The 16,669-nt window shown below is 68.0% G+C and carries 5 protein-coding genes; 2 read left to right on the forward strand and 3 right to left on the reverse strand.

The genetic code is table 11. From position 1 onward, the window contains the following. Positions 1 to 57 precede the first annotated feature (57 nt). Both EZ216_RS19595 and EZ216_RS19600 read right to left on the reverse strand, forming a co-directional pair. Positions 58 to 318, reverse strand: coding sequence for a hypothetical protein (locus EZ216_RS19595; RefSeq protein WP_135251483.1), 261 nt, complete (start codon positions 316 to 318; stop codon positions 58 to 60). Positions 319 to 327: 9 nt separating this feature from the next. Continuing rightward, positions 328 to 14,424, reverse strand: a complete 14,097-nt coding sequence (locus EZ216_RS19600) for a LysM peptidoglycan-binding domain-containing protein (protein WP_135251484.1) — start codon at positions 14,422 to 14,424, stop codon at positions 328 to 330. 185 nt (positions 14,425 to 14,609) lie between these two features. On the opposite strand from EZ216_RS19600, the gene EZ216_RS19605 reads away from it, so the two are divergent. Both EZ216_RS19605 and EZ216_RS19610 read left to right on the forward strand, forming a co-directional pair. Next, positions 14,610 to 15,167, forward strand: coding sequence for a tetratricopeptide repeat protein (locus EZ216_RS19605; protein WP_135251485.1), 558 nt, complete (start codon positions 14,610 to 14,612; stop codon positions 15,165 to 15,167). A gap of 10 nt (positions 15,168 to 15,177) precedes the next feature. Beyond that, entirely contained in the window at positions 15,178 to 15,555 is a 378-nt protein-coding gene (locus tag EZ216_RS19610; protein ID WP_135251486.1) for a hypothetical protein, read from the forward strand. Between the two features lie 6 nt (positions 15,556 to 15,561). Here the strand turns inward: EZ216_RS19610 and EZ216_RS19615 are convergent, their stop codons facing one another. Continuing rightward, positions 15,562 to 16,668, reverse strand: coding sequence for a tetratricopeptide repeat protein (locus EZ216_RS19615; RefSeq protein ID WP_135251487.1), 1,107 nt, complete (start codon positions 16,666 to 16,668; stop codon positions 15,562 to 15,564). Between the last annotated feature and the right edge of the window lies 1 nt (position 16,669).

Consider the following 16,669-nt stretch of genomic DNA (forward strand, 5'->3'; position numbering starts at 1 on the left):
TAGTCTGAGGCTGCAAACGCGTAGCGGACACACGGACAGGACAGGGCAAGCAGAAAGTTAGCCTTTAGCCAAGCGCAATCCACGCTCGGCAATCGCTATGGCCTCTCGGTAAAGAGGGGTGTCCCAATCCATGCTCTCCGTACAGAAGCGCATCAGGGCTCTAGCGGCGTTCTCCAAGTAGCTTCCGCCTGCAGGAGCAGCAGCAGCAAACTCGTCTAGGTGGTTCTTGAGATACCACTCGACACTGCCGTGAGCTGCCGCCGACGCAGCGATCTTCTGCTGAAGAGCATCAACCTCTTGGATCAGAGTTGTCGTCATTTCGTTTCCTTAGCGCGGAAGCATAACCTCACGGAATCCGTAATTGCTCAATGGACCAGTGAGGAAGATTTGATTTGCACCACCGGTTAGTCCAGGACCATACACAGGCTGGGCCGCGACACGGCCTGTGAACATGACACTGCCTTCTGGGATGGTCACCTCTCCTAGTCGCGTTGCGGAATTCTTCATCAGTGCGAAGTTTCGGATGCGATCAGTCTGATTCGAGAAGAAGTCCGGTGACACGTAGCGTCCTTCGAGTCGCGCGAACGAATCATCAAACACACGAAGTGCAGTTTGCTCAGAGGCGGCCCGCTCTACTCGGAAGGTCTCCGCTTCGAATGACCGAATGATTTCATTCCGCGCCTGCACGGGAACACCAGCGTCTCGCAGGATGTTGCGCGCCTCGCGAATGTTGGCCGCAGCTTCTGAGCGAAGAGCGGCGTTCGCCTGTTCGGCCATAGCTCGATCGAAGTTCAGCTCCGATCGCATCAACGCTGCCTTCGGACTCGGAACTAGCGCGGTGGCCGTGCCAATGATGACATCAATGCCCGCGTTCTTCGACTCCACGGGGTTTAGATGGCGAAGCTGTGCGAAGTCGTAGCGGTCGTCGCTCAACCAACCATTGATTTTCCCTCCCAGATTGATCAGCGGCTTAACGATGAACGGGCCAACGATCCCGTGATTCAATGAGCGCTGAACGTCTGGCGACCCATAGACCTGCTCCCAAACACCGGGTTTGATGGCCCGCATCTCTGCGGGCTTTCGAGTGCGCTCCATCCACATCGCATGCTCGGCTTCGTCGTCGAAGGACGAAGGGGGTGCGCCGCTCCCGCCCATTGCCACCAAAGTCGCCGCGCGTGCGTTCGCTTGCATCGTGGCTGTGTTGGCGCTCAACACGCTCGCGCCGCGCTGCGCCGCTGCCGCCAACTGCTCGCTGGTCATTCCGGCGACATCAACCCAGGGTAGCGCCTGACCGTCGCGCATGATCGGACTGTTGTTTCGATCCACCCGGTAGACGCCTTGCTCGTTCCAGCTTCCCAGGACGGCCAAGGCCTGCTGCCGATTTCCACTGGTGGCCCGAAGTGCCGCGCCAAATAGACCTCTGTCATCGGCGCGGTATGCCATCGACGTCGCACCTGCATCCGTGCTCTGTCGGTAGGCAACTTCGGTTGCTCTGAATCGCTCCTGCGCTACTGCCACCGAGTTTTCGTACAGCCGACGATCCTGAATTGCGTCGCTCTGCCCGATCCACTCCTGCGCGCGCCGAGCCTCGTAGGCCTGGTCGCTCTGCAGATCCATGCCGTTGACGTGGTCCCAGCTTGATGAAGGACCAAATCCTTGAGTGGTAGGCCCCGCTCCATTTGCACTTTCCGCAATCGAGCTCCCCAACGCATTGCCAAACGCATCGATGGCAACCTGTTCAATCGCCACCTTCCCGCCTCGCATCGCCGCAGTAGCAGCTCCCGCTATCAAGCCAGTCGCCAGCCTACCACCGAAGCTGCCAAAAGCATTCGTAAGTGGCTCGCCAACCACCTGCCCGACGCCCGCGCCGACAGCGCTTGCGGCTACGCTCCTCCAGTCGAATTTGTTCTGCAGTCCGAGCGCAACGCCGATGCCTTGTGTGACGGCATTTCCGAGCGCCACACGCGCCATCGTCACGCCCAGAGTATTGCCGGACAGTGCAGGGACAGCCCCGAGGCCGCTCGTGACCCCCGCGCTGATCGCACCGAGTGCAACCCCCTTCCAGTTGATCGAATCCTGCAGCCCTGTCGCCACACCGAAAATCTGTCCGACAAGTGAGCCTGCGGCGCCTGCAATCGCGCCAGTCGCGACGGGGCCAATCGTTGCAGCGACGCCGGCCGTGGCCGCCCCCCCCAGCGCGGACGCACCGGCACTCATGATGCTCGCGAAAGACCCGGACGCACCTGCCAGCAACCCAGCCGTGAAAATCGTCGCCACGACGACGACGATGACCATCAGCAGCTGCGCGAACCAACTCCCCTTCTTCGGCTTGGGCGTCGACAGGTTCGGTGTCTTGTCCCCCTCGATCTCGCTCGGGTCGTACGGCTTGAACGTGCTCCCGTTGTTGTTGATCGTCGAGACGCGATTGGGGATGTTCAGCGTCTGCCCGACCTTCAGGTCGTTGCTGCTGCCAAGCCCGTTGGCCTCCGCGATGCGGTACCACAGCGAGCTGTCCCCATAGGCGCTCTGCGCCATGCTCTGCAGCGTGTCGCCGGTCTTGACCGTGTACGCCCCGGGCGTCGCGTTCGGGTAGTTCGCGCTGATCTTCGAGTACCCGAAATCAAAATCCACCACGTTCGCGAAGTTCGGGTTGTTCTCGTACCCCGAGCTCGGGTTGCTCGGGTTGACCCTCGCCCCGTAAATCCCCAGCACCTCCCCCTTCACCACCAGTTGCCGCTGCACGTTGCCCGCCTGGTTCACGTACAGCGCCACGCCGTTGGCATCGTTCACGAACGTGCGGTTGTTGTTGCCCTGGGTCGCGTCGGTGATGCCCACCAGGTACCCGTTGGCGTCGTACGTCTGCGTGTTGTTGCCCGGGTTCAGCTTGGTGGAGGCCCCGCTGGTGTACGTGGCCTTGTAGCCCTCGTAGCGCCCCAGGGTGCTGCTGTACTCGTTGAAGTACTCCGAGCCGTCGTGGTTGTTCACGATGTAACCCAGCGCGTTGCCCGCCGCGTCGTAGCCGTCGGCGCTCCAGTAGATCGGCTCGCTGCCCTCCCCGAAACCAAGGAATCTCCAGCCCGTCAGGTAGCTCTCGGCGCTGTCCCAGCTGATGTCCACCTTGGCGGCGCCGTCGCTCTTGAGGATCTTCTGGTGCAGCAGCCGCCCGTTCGCGTCGTAGCGGTTGACCCGCGTTTCCTTGCCATTCATCTGGTCGGGGCTCAGGCCCGCGTTGATGATCTCGGCGTACTTCTGCGGCAACATGCCCACAGGCCCCGAGGCCACCACCCGGTCAGCCCCGTCGTAGAAGCGCAGGTCGATCTGCGTGCCGTCCTTGCTCACGCTCTTCAGGCGATTCAGGTTGTCGTAGGCGTAGGTCTCCACCGTGTAGCCCGTGCTCTGCACGTAGTCCACCTGCGGGTTGGAGTAGATCGCAGCCCCGCTGCTTTCGTCATAGGTCACCGTCTGCGTGCTGACGGCCGTCACCTTCGGGCCCCAGTACGTGTCGCTGGTGCGGTTGCCCGCGTGGTCGTAGGTGATCTGGTGGCCCTGCCCGCCCAGGTCGCCCGCCGCGTTCACCGCGTCCACCACGATCTGGCGGTTCATCGCGTCGTACTTGAAGTACCGGTCCGTGCTGGACAACGCCTCCCCGCCCACGCCCTGGTAGTCAACATACGTGGACACCCGCGTGCGGTTGCCCACCTTGTCGTACTCCATCACCACGTGCGCTCGCGCGTCCGCCACGTCGCGCAGGTTGCCTTGCGCGTCGTACGCCAGGTGGTTGTCCTGGTAGGTGATGCCCGCCTGCGTCACCCGCTCGCGCAGCTTGCGCCCGCCCAGGTCGTACGCGTAGGTGCTCACCTTGTTCAGCGCCCAGTCCTGGATCACCGTGACCTGGCCCGCGGCGTCGTAGGTGTACGTGATCGACTGGCCGCGGGTGCTGCTCTGGGCCGTGAGCTGCCGCGCGTTGTCGTAGGCGTAGTAGTACGTCGCCCCGCCCATGTCCACGTGGCCGCGAAGCTGCCCGAAATAGTCGTACGTCCAGGTGCTGGCCGCGCCATTGGCGTCCACTTCGCCCGTCTTGCGGCCTTGCGCGTCGTACGTGTTGCGCAGCACCTGCCCCAGCGGCTGCCACGTCTCGATGACGTTGCCGCGCAGGTCGTAGGTGTACTTCACCGTCTCGCCGTTGCCGTTGGTCTGCGTCAGCTTGCGGCCCAGCTGGTCGTACGTCCAGCTGTCGGTGATGTTGCGCGTGTCGGTGTTGTGAAGCCAGTTGTCGTAGGCGGAATACACCCCCGCCACGCCCTTGGCCATGCTCAGCACATGGCCCATCTTGTCGTAGGTGTAGCCCACCGAACGGCCGGTGTCGTCCGCGGTGCGCACCTTGTCGCCGAACGCGTTGTACGAGTGGGTGACCACGCCGCCGTCGGCATGCAGCTCCTGCACCAGGTTGCCGCCCGCGTCGAACACCTGGCCGTTGACGTTGCCGTTGGCGTCCTTCACCGCCACCTGCCGGCCCAGCTGGTCGTAGTAGATCGTCGTCACCGGGCTGGCGCTGCTTTGCGCGCCCGCCACGTCCGGCTGCTTCTGCTGCACCAGCTGGTTGTTGGCGTTGTACTTGTACGTGGTCTTCCAGTAGGGCGAGCGCGGATCGCTCACCTCCAGCACGTTGCCCCAGCGGTCGGTCGTCTGGTAGACCGTCGGCCGCAGCATCCGGTTGTCGCCGTTCAGGCCGGCCGACTGCGACGTGGCCGCGCCGTCCGTGCCGCTGATCAATGTCGAGCCCGGCGTCGTGGACACCGACACGCCGTACTGCACAGGGGTGGCCTGCGTCCAGTAGCCCGCCGTGTACGGCGGGGTGGTCACCTGCCTCGTCGGCGTGGGGGTCGTGCCCGCATGCCACACCTGCTGCGTCTGCGTGGTGTACGTGGTCTGGTAGATGATGTTGCCGCTCTCGTCCCTGGCGTAGAACGGCGCCTGGCCCACCTGCACCTGGTAGCTGTAGGTCTCCGTGTAGTAACGGGTTTCGTAATGGCCGGGGTAAGCCCAGTAGTAGATCGGCCGCCCTGCCTCGTCGTAGCCGCCCACGTACTGGTACGGGGGGTCATTCACCCAGACCGAGTACGGCACCGAGCGGGTGCCGTAGCGGGTCTCGTACACCGGCGTGTAGTAGAGGATCACCGGCGTCCGCACGGGCACCTGCACGTTGACCGTTTCGTACCAGCCTGCGCCTTGCGGGTAGATCGTGACGTTGGCCGTCGCCTGCGCGGTGGCAGGGGATCCCGTCAGGATCTCGAACTGGTAGGTGCCTGGCGGTATGCCATTGAGCAGCACCTTCTGAATGCCCGAATAGCCTGATTCGCCGCTGCTCTGGCCGCTGCTGTCGATGGTGAGGTAGTTCCATGCGCTGCTCGGGGAAGCGCGGTAGCGCGCCACCGTTGCGCCCGCAGCACTCCATTGCAGGGCCGGCACGGTGGTGCCGCCGGAATAGATCGGCACGTGGCTTTCGTCGTAACCGACGATCGTGCCGCCCACCGTGCCGGTGCCGATCGCCACGCCCGTGATGTTGGGCAGGTTCACCGGTGGCACCCATTGCGCGGGCACTGCCGCCACCACGTTGAAATTGCCAGTGGCGTGCGCGACGGGAACGCCACCGGTCGTCCAGATCAGTTCGTACTGGTAGCTGCCCGCGGCCAGCGCGCGGGTGTCCACGCCGGAATAGGTCGCCGCGGGGTACGGCCAGGGCGTGGCCCACGGCCCGACGGACAGGGTGGACCATGCACCCGTGCTGCCGCTGGCGCGGAAGCGAAGCACCTGCTCGTATCCAGCACCCGGATCGCTCCAGGTCATGACGCCGGCAGGCAGGCCGAGCCGATTGGAGCTGATGTCGGCGCTGATGGAGTTCAGCGGCGGCTGCGAAAGTCCCATCGTGCCGGTGCCGATGACGCGCGCGCTTTCGTTGGCGGGGGCCGCCGTCACCCGGTATTCGTAGCTTCCGATGGGCAGGCTGCGCGCATCGAACCGCAGGTTGCTGCCGAAATTCACCAGGCCTACCGTCCACCAGCCCCCGCTGCCCGTGGTGCCGGCCGCGCGCAATTCCAGCGTCACGGCGGTATTGGGGTCCGGCGGCGTGGCGACGGTGATGTCGTTGCTGCCGTAGCCGGGACCCTGGTCCACGGCCACCTGCCAGTTGCCGGCCACGTCTTTCTTGTAGACCACGACGCGGGTGATGCGCCCGACCCCCACGTCACTGGAACTGGCCGGGTTTTCGGTCCACTCCAGCGTGGCACCTCCCGCGGTCGCGTCGCCGTTCAGGACGCCCGAGGTGAATGAACGCGCGGTGCCGCCGCTGACGATGATGGGTACGCTGTTTTCCCCGGAGCCGTTGAGCACCACCACCGGCGTGAGGTACTCGACGTAGACCTTGACGTCGCCGCTGCCCAACGCGCTGAGGCTGTTCCAGCTGAGGTTGACTCGATTGAGCGCGCTCGGCAGCGGAAAGGAGCTCTCGCCCGACTGGTTCTGCGCGCTCAGCGCCACGGTGGCGCCCACGAACTGCCGGTGCACCCCCACCCCGCCCTGCAGTTCCTGCCGCGCGGCCTCCGTACGGGCCGTCACCCGGCCCATCAGGTCGTAACGGATGTCCACGCGCCGCGTGTACGGATCGGCCGCGGCGGACTGGGCGCTGGCGTAAGCCTTGATGTCGCTGTTGCTGCCGCCGGCGCCGGAGCTGCGGATCTCCGACGTCTGGTTGCCCTGCACGTCGTACAGGTAGATGCGGTCCACGCCATCGCCCGTGTTGGTGCGCCACAGGCGCCCGGCGTTGTCGTAGTCGAAGTATTCCTGCCGGCCGCCCTGCACGCCCTTGCGGGTGACTTCGCCGAAGGCGTTGTATTCGATCGCCGTGGACACCACGCCCGCGGTGCCCTGCCCCACCACGGAGATGGAACCGCCGCCGTAGACCGCGGTGGAGGCGGGCGTGCGCGACTCGACCAGGTGGCCCAGCTTGTCGTAGAAGTCCAGCTCGAAGGCGGTGCGGGTGACCCCGTCGTTGCCCGTCACGCCCTGCCAGTGCTTGGCCACGTGGCCCCAGGCGTCGTACGAGGTGTACTCGCTGGCCCCGTTGGCGTTGGTCGACTGCACCGCGCGGCCGAAGCTGTCGTAGGCCGCGAGGGTGGTGCGGTCGGCGGCCGAATCGGCGCCGGCCGTGTACCCGGTCGCGGTGGCGCTGGCCGCGCCGTTCGCGCGTTCGATCTTCACCAGCACGTTGCCGTACGCGTCGCGCCGGAATTCGGTCAGAGGGACCAGGGTCGTGCCGCTGGGGGTGCTGCTGCGGCCCGGCGCGGCCACCGCCGTGATGCGGCCCAGCGCGTCGTAGTAGGTGTAGGTCGACTTGCCGTTCGCGTCGGTCACCACCGTCTGGTTGCCCACCGCGTCATAGGCGTACGTGGTGGCCAGGTCGCCGCGGGTGCTGGTGCCGTTGGACGCGGCGCTGTACTCGACGTTCTTCCTCGTCTCACCGATCTTCCGGTTGAGCGCGTCGTAAGCGTAAGCGGTCGTGCGGTCGTCGGCGTTGTCCAACGGGCGCACGTAGCCCGCCAGGCCCCAGCCCGCGGCCACGGCGGTCGCGAACTCCTTCACCTCGGTGACGTTGCCCATGGCGTCGTAGATGCGCGTGGTGAGGTAGCCCAGCGCATCGACCACAGCCTCTTCCCGGCCCAGGGCGTTGTAGTAGTGCGTGGTGGTGGCCCAGGTGCCGGCCACCTGGTCGCTCAGGACCTTGGACTGCACCAGCTGGCCGAAAGCGTCCCAGGTGTTGCGCGTGGTCTTGCCCGCGGTGCCGGTCTGGACCGCGCCCGAGCCGAGCACGCTGGACACGAACGCGTCGGGCTCGCGCGTTTCCACCACCCGTCCGGCCCGGTCGTAGCTGCTGAGCAGAACGCGGTCGCGGCTGTGGTCGAAGCCCGCGGCGTTCAGCACGGACTCCACCTGCGCCTTGGTCGCAGCCTGCGAAGCTTGCGTCACCGTGCCGTTGGCCAGCGTGGTGCCGGCTGCGTAGCGCAGCAGGCTCGTCACTTCGCCGAACGCATTGCGCGTGTAGCCGGTGACGTAACCCATGGCGTCGACTTCGTACAGCACCCGGCCCATCAGGTCGTAGACCTTCTGGCTCAGCGCGCCGCCGACGTCCACGCCGGCCACGGCGTTGCCCAGGGCGTCGTAGATCGTGCGGGTTTCCAGCACCTGCGTGGTTTCCACGCGGGTGGCGACACCGGTGGCACCGTTGGTCGCGGCGCTGTCGCCGGCGGCGTTGTACACGCCGACCGGCGGGTAGATCACCCGCACCTGGCGGCCCAGCGCGTCGTACTCGTAGCGCGTGGTGCGCTGCTCGGCGCGGCCCAGCGCCTCGGTGCGCTCGACGAGGTTGCCCAGCGCGTCGTAGGCCAGGCGAGTGACGATGGCGGCGCTGGCCGTCGCCCCGGCCACCAGGTTGCCGGCGCCATTGGTGGTGACGCTGGTCAGCGATACCTGCGGCGTCGTTTCCGTCGTCATGCGGCCGGCCGCGTCGTACGCGTAGGTCCAGGTGAAGTGGCTCTTGTTGACGAAGCTCAGCTTGCGTCCCAGCGCGTCGTAGGTGTACGACTCGGTGCCGCCGAGCGCGTCCGTCGCGGTGATGCGCAGTCCCGCGGCGTTGTAGGTGTAGATGTCGGTCTGGTCGCGCGCGTCGGCATGCAACGCGCCGGCGATGCCGGCCGCCGTGTTCGGCATGGAAGAGCCGATGGGGCCCCAGTAGCGCGTGGTGCGGGTGACCTGCCCCAGCGCATCGCGCTGCGTCCCGGTGACGTGGCCGAGCGCGTCCACCTCGTACACCAGGCGGCCCGCGGCGTCGTAGGCGTGGCGGGTGGTGCGGTCCGCGCTGTTGGCAACCACCAACGCCTGCATCTGGTAGAGGGCCTGCACGGGCGGCAGGCCGGACGTGTTGGCCGCCGTCGCATACGACGTCTGCGCGATGACGTGGCCCACAGCGTCGTACTGCGTGGCGGTGACCGAGCCCATGGCATCGATGGCCAGCACCTGGCGGCCGGCCAGGTCGTAGCCGTATCGCACCGTCCGGTCGGCCGTGGCGCTGGCCACGATCGCGGCGCGGATGGCAGCCACCGTGCCGGCGATGCCCAGCGCCGGCACAGTGGCGATGGCAGTGGCGTACTGGGTGCGCCGAAGGACGTTGCCGTCCGCGTCGTAGACCTGTTCGGTCACGGCCCGCGTCGCGTCCACCTGGAAGACCAGGCGGTTGGCGGCGTCGTAGGCCATCGCGGTGGAACGGTCGAGGGGCCCCGCCGTCACGCTGGAAGGCGCGGCCGTGGCGCCGATGGGCGTGGCATACGCCACCAGCTTCACCACGTTGCCGTTGCCGTCGTAGGTGCGCTGGGTCACGGCGCCTACGCCGTCCACCGACCAGGTGAGGCGGCCCGCGGCGTCGTAGGTATTGCGCACGCTGGCGTCGCGCGCGGCATTGGCCACCGCGGCGACGGCGGCGCCGATGGCCGAAGCGGTCGGCGCCGTGGTCACCGGGATGGCGGTGGCGTACGCCGTGCGCTGCAGCACGTTGCCGTTGCCGTCGTAGACCTGGGCCACCACCGCGCCGACGCCATCGATGCTGTAGATGGCGCGGTCCAAAGCGTCGTACACGGTGCGGGCCACGGCGTCGTGCGCAGAGTCCGCCACGACGGCCGGCTCCGTGCCGGCCGTCCAGGCTGCCAGGTCGATGCGCGCGGCGTAGCCGGTGCGCGCCACGACGTTGCCGTTGGCGTCGTACGTGTAGCGGACCACCGCGCCGGTGCCGTCGATCGTGAACGTCAGGCGGCCGTCGCCGTCGTACACGCGGTGCTGCACCCGGTCCTGCGCGGCCTGGGGGGCGACGCGCGGCTGGATGTCGGCCAGGCCCACCGGCGTCGGCAACCCGGCCAGCGAGATGGGGGTGGCATAAGCCACCGTCTTCACCACGCGACCTGCCGCGTCGTACGTGTTCTGCTGGACGCCGCCCAGGGGGTCCACGGTGAACACGAGGCGGTCGTCCGCGTCGTAGGCGTAGCGGGTGACGTTGCCGTTGCCGTCGGTGCTGCTGACGGCGTTGCCGTTGCGGTCGTAGGTCCAGCTGCGGGTGATGAACAGGCCGGCGGTGTCGACGGCCGTCTTTTCCTGCGTGCGGCGGCCCAGCGTGTCGTACGCGTACTGCGTGACGGAGCCGCCCGGGGAAATGACCGTGAGCGCGTTGCCGCGCGCGTCGTACGTGTACACCGTCTGCAGGTTCAGCCCGGTGGGGTCCACGGTCTGGCGCAGCACCTGGCCCTTGCGGTCGAACTGGCGCGTGGTGACCACGCCGTTCGGGTCGGTCACCGAAACCTGCTGGCCTTTGCCGTCGTACTGGTACGCCGTGGTGAGGTTCAGGCCCGCGGGGTCCACCCGGCGGGTGAGCACGCGGTTGGCGGCGTCGTAGGTGTACGCCACCTGGTTGCCGGCGGCGTCGATGGTCTGCACCAGGCGGCCGGCGCCGTCGTAGCTGCTGCTGGTCGACGTCAGCGGCGTGCTGGTCTGCTTCAGCCGGCCGTCGCGGTCGTAGGTGTAGCTGGTGACCTGGCCCTTGCCGTCGGTGATGCTCAGCACCTGGCCGTGGCGGGTGTAGGCGGTGACGGTGACGATGCCTTCGGGCGTGGTCACGGTGGTCGTGCGCGCAGCGGCGTCGTAGGCGTAGCTGGTGGTCTTGCCCAGTTCGTCGGTCTGCGTCAGCACGCGCCCGAACGCGTCGTAGCTGGTCGTGCGCAGCGCATTGAGCGGGTCGCGTTGCGTGACCACGCGGCCCAGGCGGTCGAACACCTGCTCGCGCACGTTGCCGTTGCCGTCGATGGAGCGCACCAGCCGGCCGAAGGCGTCGTACATGGAGGAGGTCAGGACGTTCAGCCCGCCGGCATCCTGCAGCGTGCCGGTGCGCTGGCCGCGGCGGTCCACCGTGTAGGTCTCGCCGAAGTTGACGGCGGTGCCGCTCACCTGGCGGCTGATGGCGTCGCCGAAGACGTCGTAGGCCTGCGTCGTGACGGTGCCGACTTCGTCGGTGCTCGAGGCCACCTCGCTGTCACGGGTGTAGGTGTACGTGACGTGGCCGTCCGCGGCCGCATTCGCCGCGGCGGCGACCGCTGCGGTCAGCCCCGCGGGTGTCAGCCCGCCCACCAGGCCGGCCAGCGAGATGCGGTTGACGTAGCGGATGCTGTCGGTGAGACGGCCGCGCGCGTCGTACCGCTGCTCCTGCACTTCGCCAAGCGCGTTGACGGTGTAGCTGAGCGCGCCGTCGGCGTCGTAGAAGAACAGCGTCTTGTTGCCCGCCGCATCGGTGGTGGAGATGCGCCGGCCCGCGGCGTCGTAAGCGTGGCGGACGCCGTACTGCGCCCAGATGGCGTCGATCTGCGCTTGCGTCTGGCCGCCGGTCAGCAGCGCGGCGCCCTCGGCCGACAGCTCGCCCGTCAGGCGGCCCTGGAGGTCGTAGGCCGCCAGGAACGTGCGTGCCTCGGACGTGGCGGCCGCGCGCACCGTGGAGACCAGGTTGCCGGCCGAGTCGTAGGCATAGTCCGTGCGCACGCCTTCCGGCGTGATCTCGAACTGCAGCCGACCCAGGGCGTCGTAGCCCTTCTGGGTGCTGCGATCGCCCGGATTCGCGTCGGGACGGATGGCGTCGACCAGGCTGTCGGCCGCCACCGCGGCCTTCACGCGGCTGGCATAGCGCACCGACAGCGTGAGGTTGCCGTCGGCGTCGTAGGCGTTCTCGGTAAGGTAACCCTCGCCGTCAACCTGCGCGATGGGCTGGCCCTTGCCGTCGTACAAGGTGACGGTGCGGATGTCCCCGGGCGCGGAAGCCGGCAGCAGCTGGGCCAGGGTGCCGCTGGCGCGCAAGCTTGCATTGGTCACCGTGGCGTAGGCGACGGTCTCGGCCAGCTGGCCGGCCGCGGTGTACCGGTAAGCGGTGAGGTAACCCTCGGCGTCCAGGCTGCCCGCCAGCCGGCCATCGGCGTCGTAGAAGCGGCGCGCCACCCTGTCCTGCCCGGAGGCCGCGGGCACGGTCAGGGCTGCGACGGCGCCCGTGAAGCTGCCGGCGGTGACCGTGTTCGCGTACTGCGTGGTCTGCACCAGCCGCGACGCGCCGTCGTAGCTGTAATCGGTGACCGCCGCCAGGTTGACCGCGCCGATGCCTGTGCTGCGAGCTTCGCGCACCAGGCGCCCCGCACTGTCGTACTGGCGCCAGACACCCGCGTCGCCGGCACCCGCCGCGGGCCGCAGGCTCGCGGCCGTGACGGTGGTGACCGGCAACCCGCCGGCGTCCACCAGCCCGGCGGTACTGACCGCCGTGCCCCAGGCGACCTGACGAACGAGCAGCCCAGCGCGGTCGTACGTGTACTCGGTCATCGAACCGTTGCCGTCGATGTCGGCGGTCTTGCGGCCGGCTTCGTCGTACAGCATCCAGTGCCGCACGCCGGTCGGGTCCTGCGTCATGCGCAGGCGGTTGTCCGCGTCGTAGAAGTACTTCGTCTCGCCCAGCGTGCCGGCGGAAGACGACTGCAGCACCGACACCAGCCGGCCGGCGGCGTCGTAGGTGCTGGTGGTCATCAGCCCGTTGGCGAGCGTGACCTTCGTCTTGCCGAGGTTGTCGGTGTACTGGGTGACGGTGGTCTGGTTGTTCGCGTCGGTGGCGGTGAGCACGCGGCCCAGGCCGTCGTAGGTGTACGTCGTCGTTCCGCTGGCCGCGGAGACCGTCTGCAACAGCAAGCCGGCCTGGTCGTACACGTAGTGCTGCACGGACTGCGAGCCGTCCGCGACGCCCGCACCGGCCGAAGAAACCCTGGCGTACGTGGTGCGCGTGGCCAGCTGGCCGCGGCCGTCGTAAGTGAGGTCGACCCGCTGCGTCGCCGCGAGGTTCTGGGTGCCGGACCAGGCGACCAGGTCAGACTCGGCCAGCGTGTCGGTGGCCGCGAGTCCGGCGACGGGGTATTGCCCCGCGGCATAGGTGATGGACGCCACGCGCTCGCCGAACGCGTTGTAGCGATGCTCCGTGACCCGCCCTTCCGCGCTGACGGTGAAGCGCAGGAGGTTGCGCCCGCCCGCGTCGTAGACGTAGCGGCTGGTCTGCGGCGCACCCGGCAGCGCCGCACCCGCGCCGTCGGGATCCGGCTGCAGGTAGACGGTCTCGGTCAGCAGCTGGTTGCGCGAGTCGAAGGTGCGCGTGACCGTGTTGCCCGCCTGGTCGCGCTGCAGCACCTGGTTGCCGTTGGCGTCGTACGCATAGGTGACCGTGCGGGACTCGCCGTCGGCGACGGCGACCACGTTGCCATTCGCGTCATAGGTGAACTGGCGCGTGGGGCTGGCGCCGCCGACCGCGGGCGCCGTGATCTTCGTGAGCTGGGCGGAAGCGTCGTAGTCGTAGCGGGTGACGAGCCCCAGCGGATCGGTGACCGTGGTGTACCCGCTGCCATAGGTGAAGCTGGTGGTCTGGTTCAGGCCATCCTTGATGGTGGCGACGCGCCAGTCACCGCCGCCCGCATCGACGTAGGTGAAGGACAGCAGCGTCCCGTCGCTTTGCTGGATGCTGGCGACCCGCGAGCTGGTGCCGTCGTAGGTGTACGTGGTCTTGTAGACGTTCAGGTCGGCCACACTGTTGTCGGCCGGCGTGAGGTCCACCGTGACGGTCGTCAGGCGGTTGGACGTGTCGTAGGCGTAGTGGACGCGGGTGGTGGTCACGCCACCCGCGACAGTGCGCACCTGCGTCAGGTTGTTGCCGGTGTAGTCGTAGAACGTGGTCTCGCCGCTGGCGGTGGTCACCGAGCTCAGGAAGCCGTTGCTGCCGTAGGCGTAGGTGAGGACGTTGCCGCTGGTGTCGGCGGCCAGCAGCAAGCGGTGGTCGCCGCCGCCTTCGTACCGCTCGATGGCGCCCGTCGCGCCGTCACGCCACTCGAACTGGCCGTCCGCGGCGACGTAGCCGATGGTGTCGTACGCGCCCGCGCCTTCGGTGGTGACGTACAGGTTGCGGCTCGCGTCCCAGGCGTAGACGGCCGCGCTGCCGTCCGCACCGACCCGCGTCACGGTGCTGCCCGCCGCACCGACGGTGCCGGTGACCACCAGCTTCTGCATGCCGGACAGCCAGCCGTCGCCGTTGTCGTCGTTGAGCGATCCCTTGCTGTTGTAGGTGCGCAGCAGGCCGGCATCGATGCCGCGCGCGGCCAGGTAGTCGTCCTGGTTCTGCACGACCAGCAGGCCCTTGGCAACGTTCACGTAGACGCCCTGGCCGTTGCGGCCGGACTGGGCACTGCCGATGACGCCGGACTGGCCGAGCACCTCGCGCGAGCTGAGGTTCAGGCCTGCCCGCATGCCGCTGATGATCGCTACCATTTTTTGTGTGTTCCTTGCTGGATGTCTGCGGCAGGCCGAAGGGGCGCCTCCAGCAAATACATCCAGCCGCCCCGCGCGGCGTTTAGGCGGCTAAACATCGCGGCGAAAGCGTGGATGTATGGGAAGAGCCGGCGCGGCGCCCGGTCCCGCACCTGCCGGCCGGGACCTAAACTCGTCGCACCGCCATGGAATCCAATCCCCGCTTCGAACAGCTGATCTCCGAAGGCCTGGCCGCCAGCCAGCAGGGCCGGGCCGAAGCGGCCCTCACCTCGTTCAACGAGGCCGCCGCGTTGGTTCCCGTGTCGGGCATCCCGCATTTCCTCATCGGCTCGGAGCATGCCGCCGCAGGCAACCTCGAAGCGGCCGAAGCCGCTTTCGCCAACGCCGTGCTGCTGGCGCCCGCCTTCGCGCTGGCCCGCTACCAGCTGGGTTTGCTGCAGTTCAGCTCAGGCCGCGCGGCGGTCGCCCTCATCACCTGGCAGCCCTTGTCGCAACTGCCCGAAACGGACGCGCTGCCGCATTTCGTGCGCGGCTTCGCCGAACTGGCGCAAGACCGCTTCGGAGAAGCGCTGGACCACTACCGCGCGGGGCTGCAGTGCGCCGGCGCCAATCCCGCCGTGTGCGAGGACATCCGCAAGCTGGTCAATGAAGTGGAACGCTTGCAAGCCGGCACTGCGGTACCCGCGGCTGACGGCGCGGCCGGCCATTTTTTGCTGACGGGCTACGGCAAGGGGCTGCATTGAGGCGTACGCGATGACTTTCATCGACGCCAGCCAGCGCCTGGCGCTGTTGCTGCGTACGCAGGTTCCTGCATTTCGCGCCCAGCAGGGCCGCATGCGGGGCAAGGCCCAAGCCGCCGAGCCGTCCGCGGATCAACCGTCGGACCTGGCCGGCGTCGTCGCACAGCGCATCCAGGCGCTTGCTGCCAACGATCCCGACCGCAAGCGCAAGGCCCTGCGCATCTTCCTCGAATCGCTGCTGCTGCAGCAGTTGGGGCCGCAGCTGCTGCACGACTCGTCGTTCAGCTCAATGGTGGATGCGGTGCAAGGCCAGATCCAGGCCGACCCTGAGACGGCCTCGGCAGCCGAAGCGCTCAGCGACCTGCTGGTGCGCGGCGGCGCCCGCCCGTAGCGCGCATCAGCGCGGCTTTCGCGCCTGCAGCAGCAGCTGTTGCAAGGAACGGGCGTCACCTGCCTGTCCCGACAGCACCGCGCGCGCGTAAGCCGACGTCGCATGGCCCGGATCCAGGCGCTCGGCTTCCGACAGGTGCCGCTCGGCCTCCTCTCGCTCGCCCCCCAACGCCAGCACCAGCGCCAACGCCGCGTGCGTCCCGGCGTGTGACGCATCCAGCTTCAACGCTTCGCGCAGCGCGGCAAGCGCCGCACCGCGGTCACCCTGCAGCAGCCGCGCCCACGCGAGCGCGTGCCAGCTGTCGATGTGTTCCGGCATGGCGGTGACAGCGCGTTCCAGCTGCGCCTGCGCATCCGGCAGCTTCATTGCCTGCAAGCTGGCGAAGCCCAGCGCGGACCAGGTGCGCCCATCGTCCGGATGGCCTTGCAACGCCTGTTGCAGCCATCGTGCCGCGCCGGGCAGGTCGCCGTCCGCCAGTGCCACCGAACCCCGCGCGACCAGTGTCTCGTGCTGCGTCGGATCGGCCAGCAACGCCGCCTCGGCCCAGCGCCGGGCCAGGTCCAGCTCGTTCTCGTCCAGGGCAATGAGGCTCGCCACCCCCCGCGCGACAGGATCCAGCGTGCCGGCGCCGTCCTGACGTCGCGCCCACTCCAGCGCCTCTTCCAGATGCTGCAGCCGGTGCTCGGCTCGCAGCCACAGCACTTGCAACGCGCGGCGCTGCGGATCCGGCAGCTTCGCGGCCTGCTCCAGCCACGGCTGCAGGACGGCATGGCATGCCTCGGCATCGCCTTGCAGGAAGCGGACGTACGCCAGGTCGTGCGCCAGCACCGGGTGCGGCCCGCTTTCCGTGGCCAGCTGCTCGAGCAGTCGCGCGGCCTCGGGCAACTCCCGCTGCGCGATCGCCAGGCGGGCGCGGCGGAATGTCCATTCGGCGGGGTCCAGCGACAGCCGTTCCGCGGACTGGATGTATTCCCGCGCGCGCTGGTGCTCGCCGCAGGCAATGGCCGCCTCGCACGCGTCGGCCAGCAGCGCGGGATTGGCGGGGTCTTCCTTCAGGTACGCCGCCAGGCGCTGCAGCCGGGTCGCGGCAGCCGAAGAGGGATTGGGATTCATT

This window comes from Ramlibacter humi (genome assembly GCF_004681975.1).
Lineage (GTDB): Bacteria > Pseudomonadota > Gammaproteobacteria > Burkholderiales > Burkholderiaceae_C > Ramlibacter > Ramlibacter humi.

Excerpts from the sequence above, each read along its gene's own strand:
- EZ216_RS19595 (WP_135251483.1), bottom strand. The coding sequence starts at position 318 with ATGACGACAACTCTGATCCAAGAGGTTGATGCTCTTCAGCAGAAGATC.
- EZ216_RS19600 (WP_135251484.1), bottom strand. The coding sequence starts at position 14,424 with ATGGTAGCGATCATCAGCGGCATGCGGGCAGGCCTGAACCTCAGCTCG.
- EZ216_RS19605 (WP_135251485.1), top strand. The coding sequence starts at position 14,610 with ATGGAATCCAATCCCCGCTTCGAACAGCTGATCTCCGAAGGCCTGGCC.
- EZ216_RS19610 (WP_135251486.1), top strand. The coding sequence starts at position 15,178 with ATGACTTTCATCGACGCCAGCCAGCGCCTGGCGCTGTTGCTGCGTACG.
- EZ216_RS19615 (WP_135251487.1), bottom strand. The coding sequence starts at position 16,668 with ATGAATCCCAATCCCTCTTCGGCTGCCGCGACCCGGCTGCAGCGCCTG.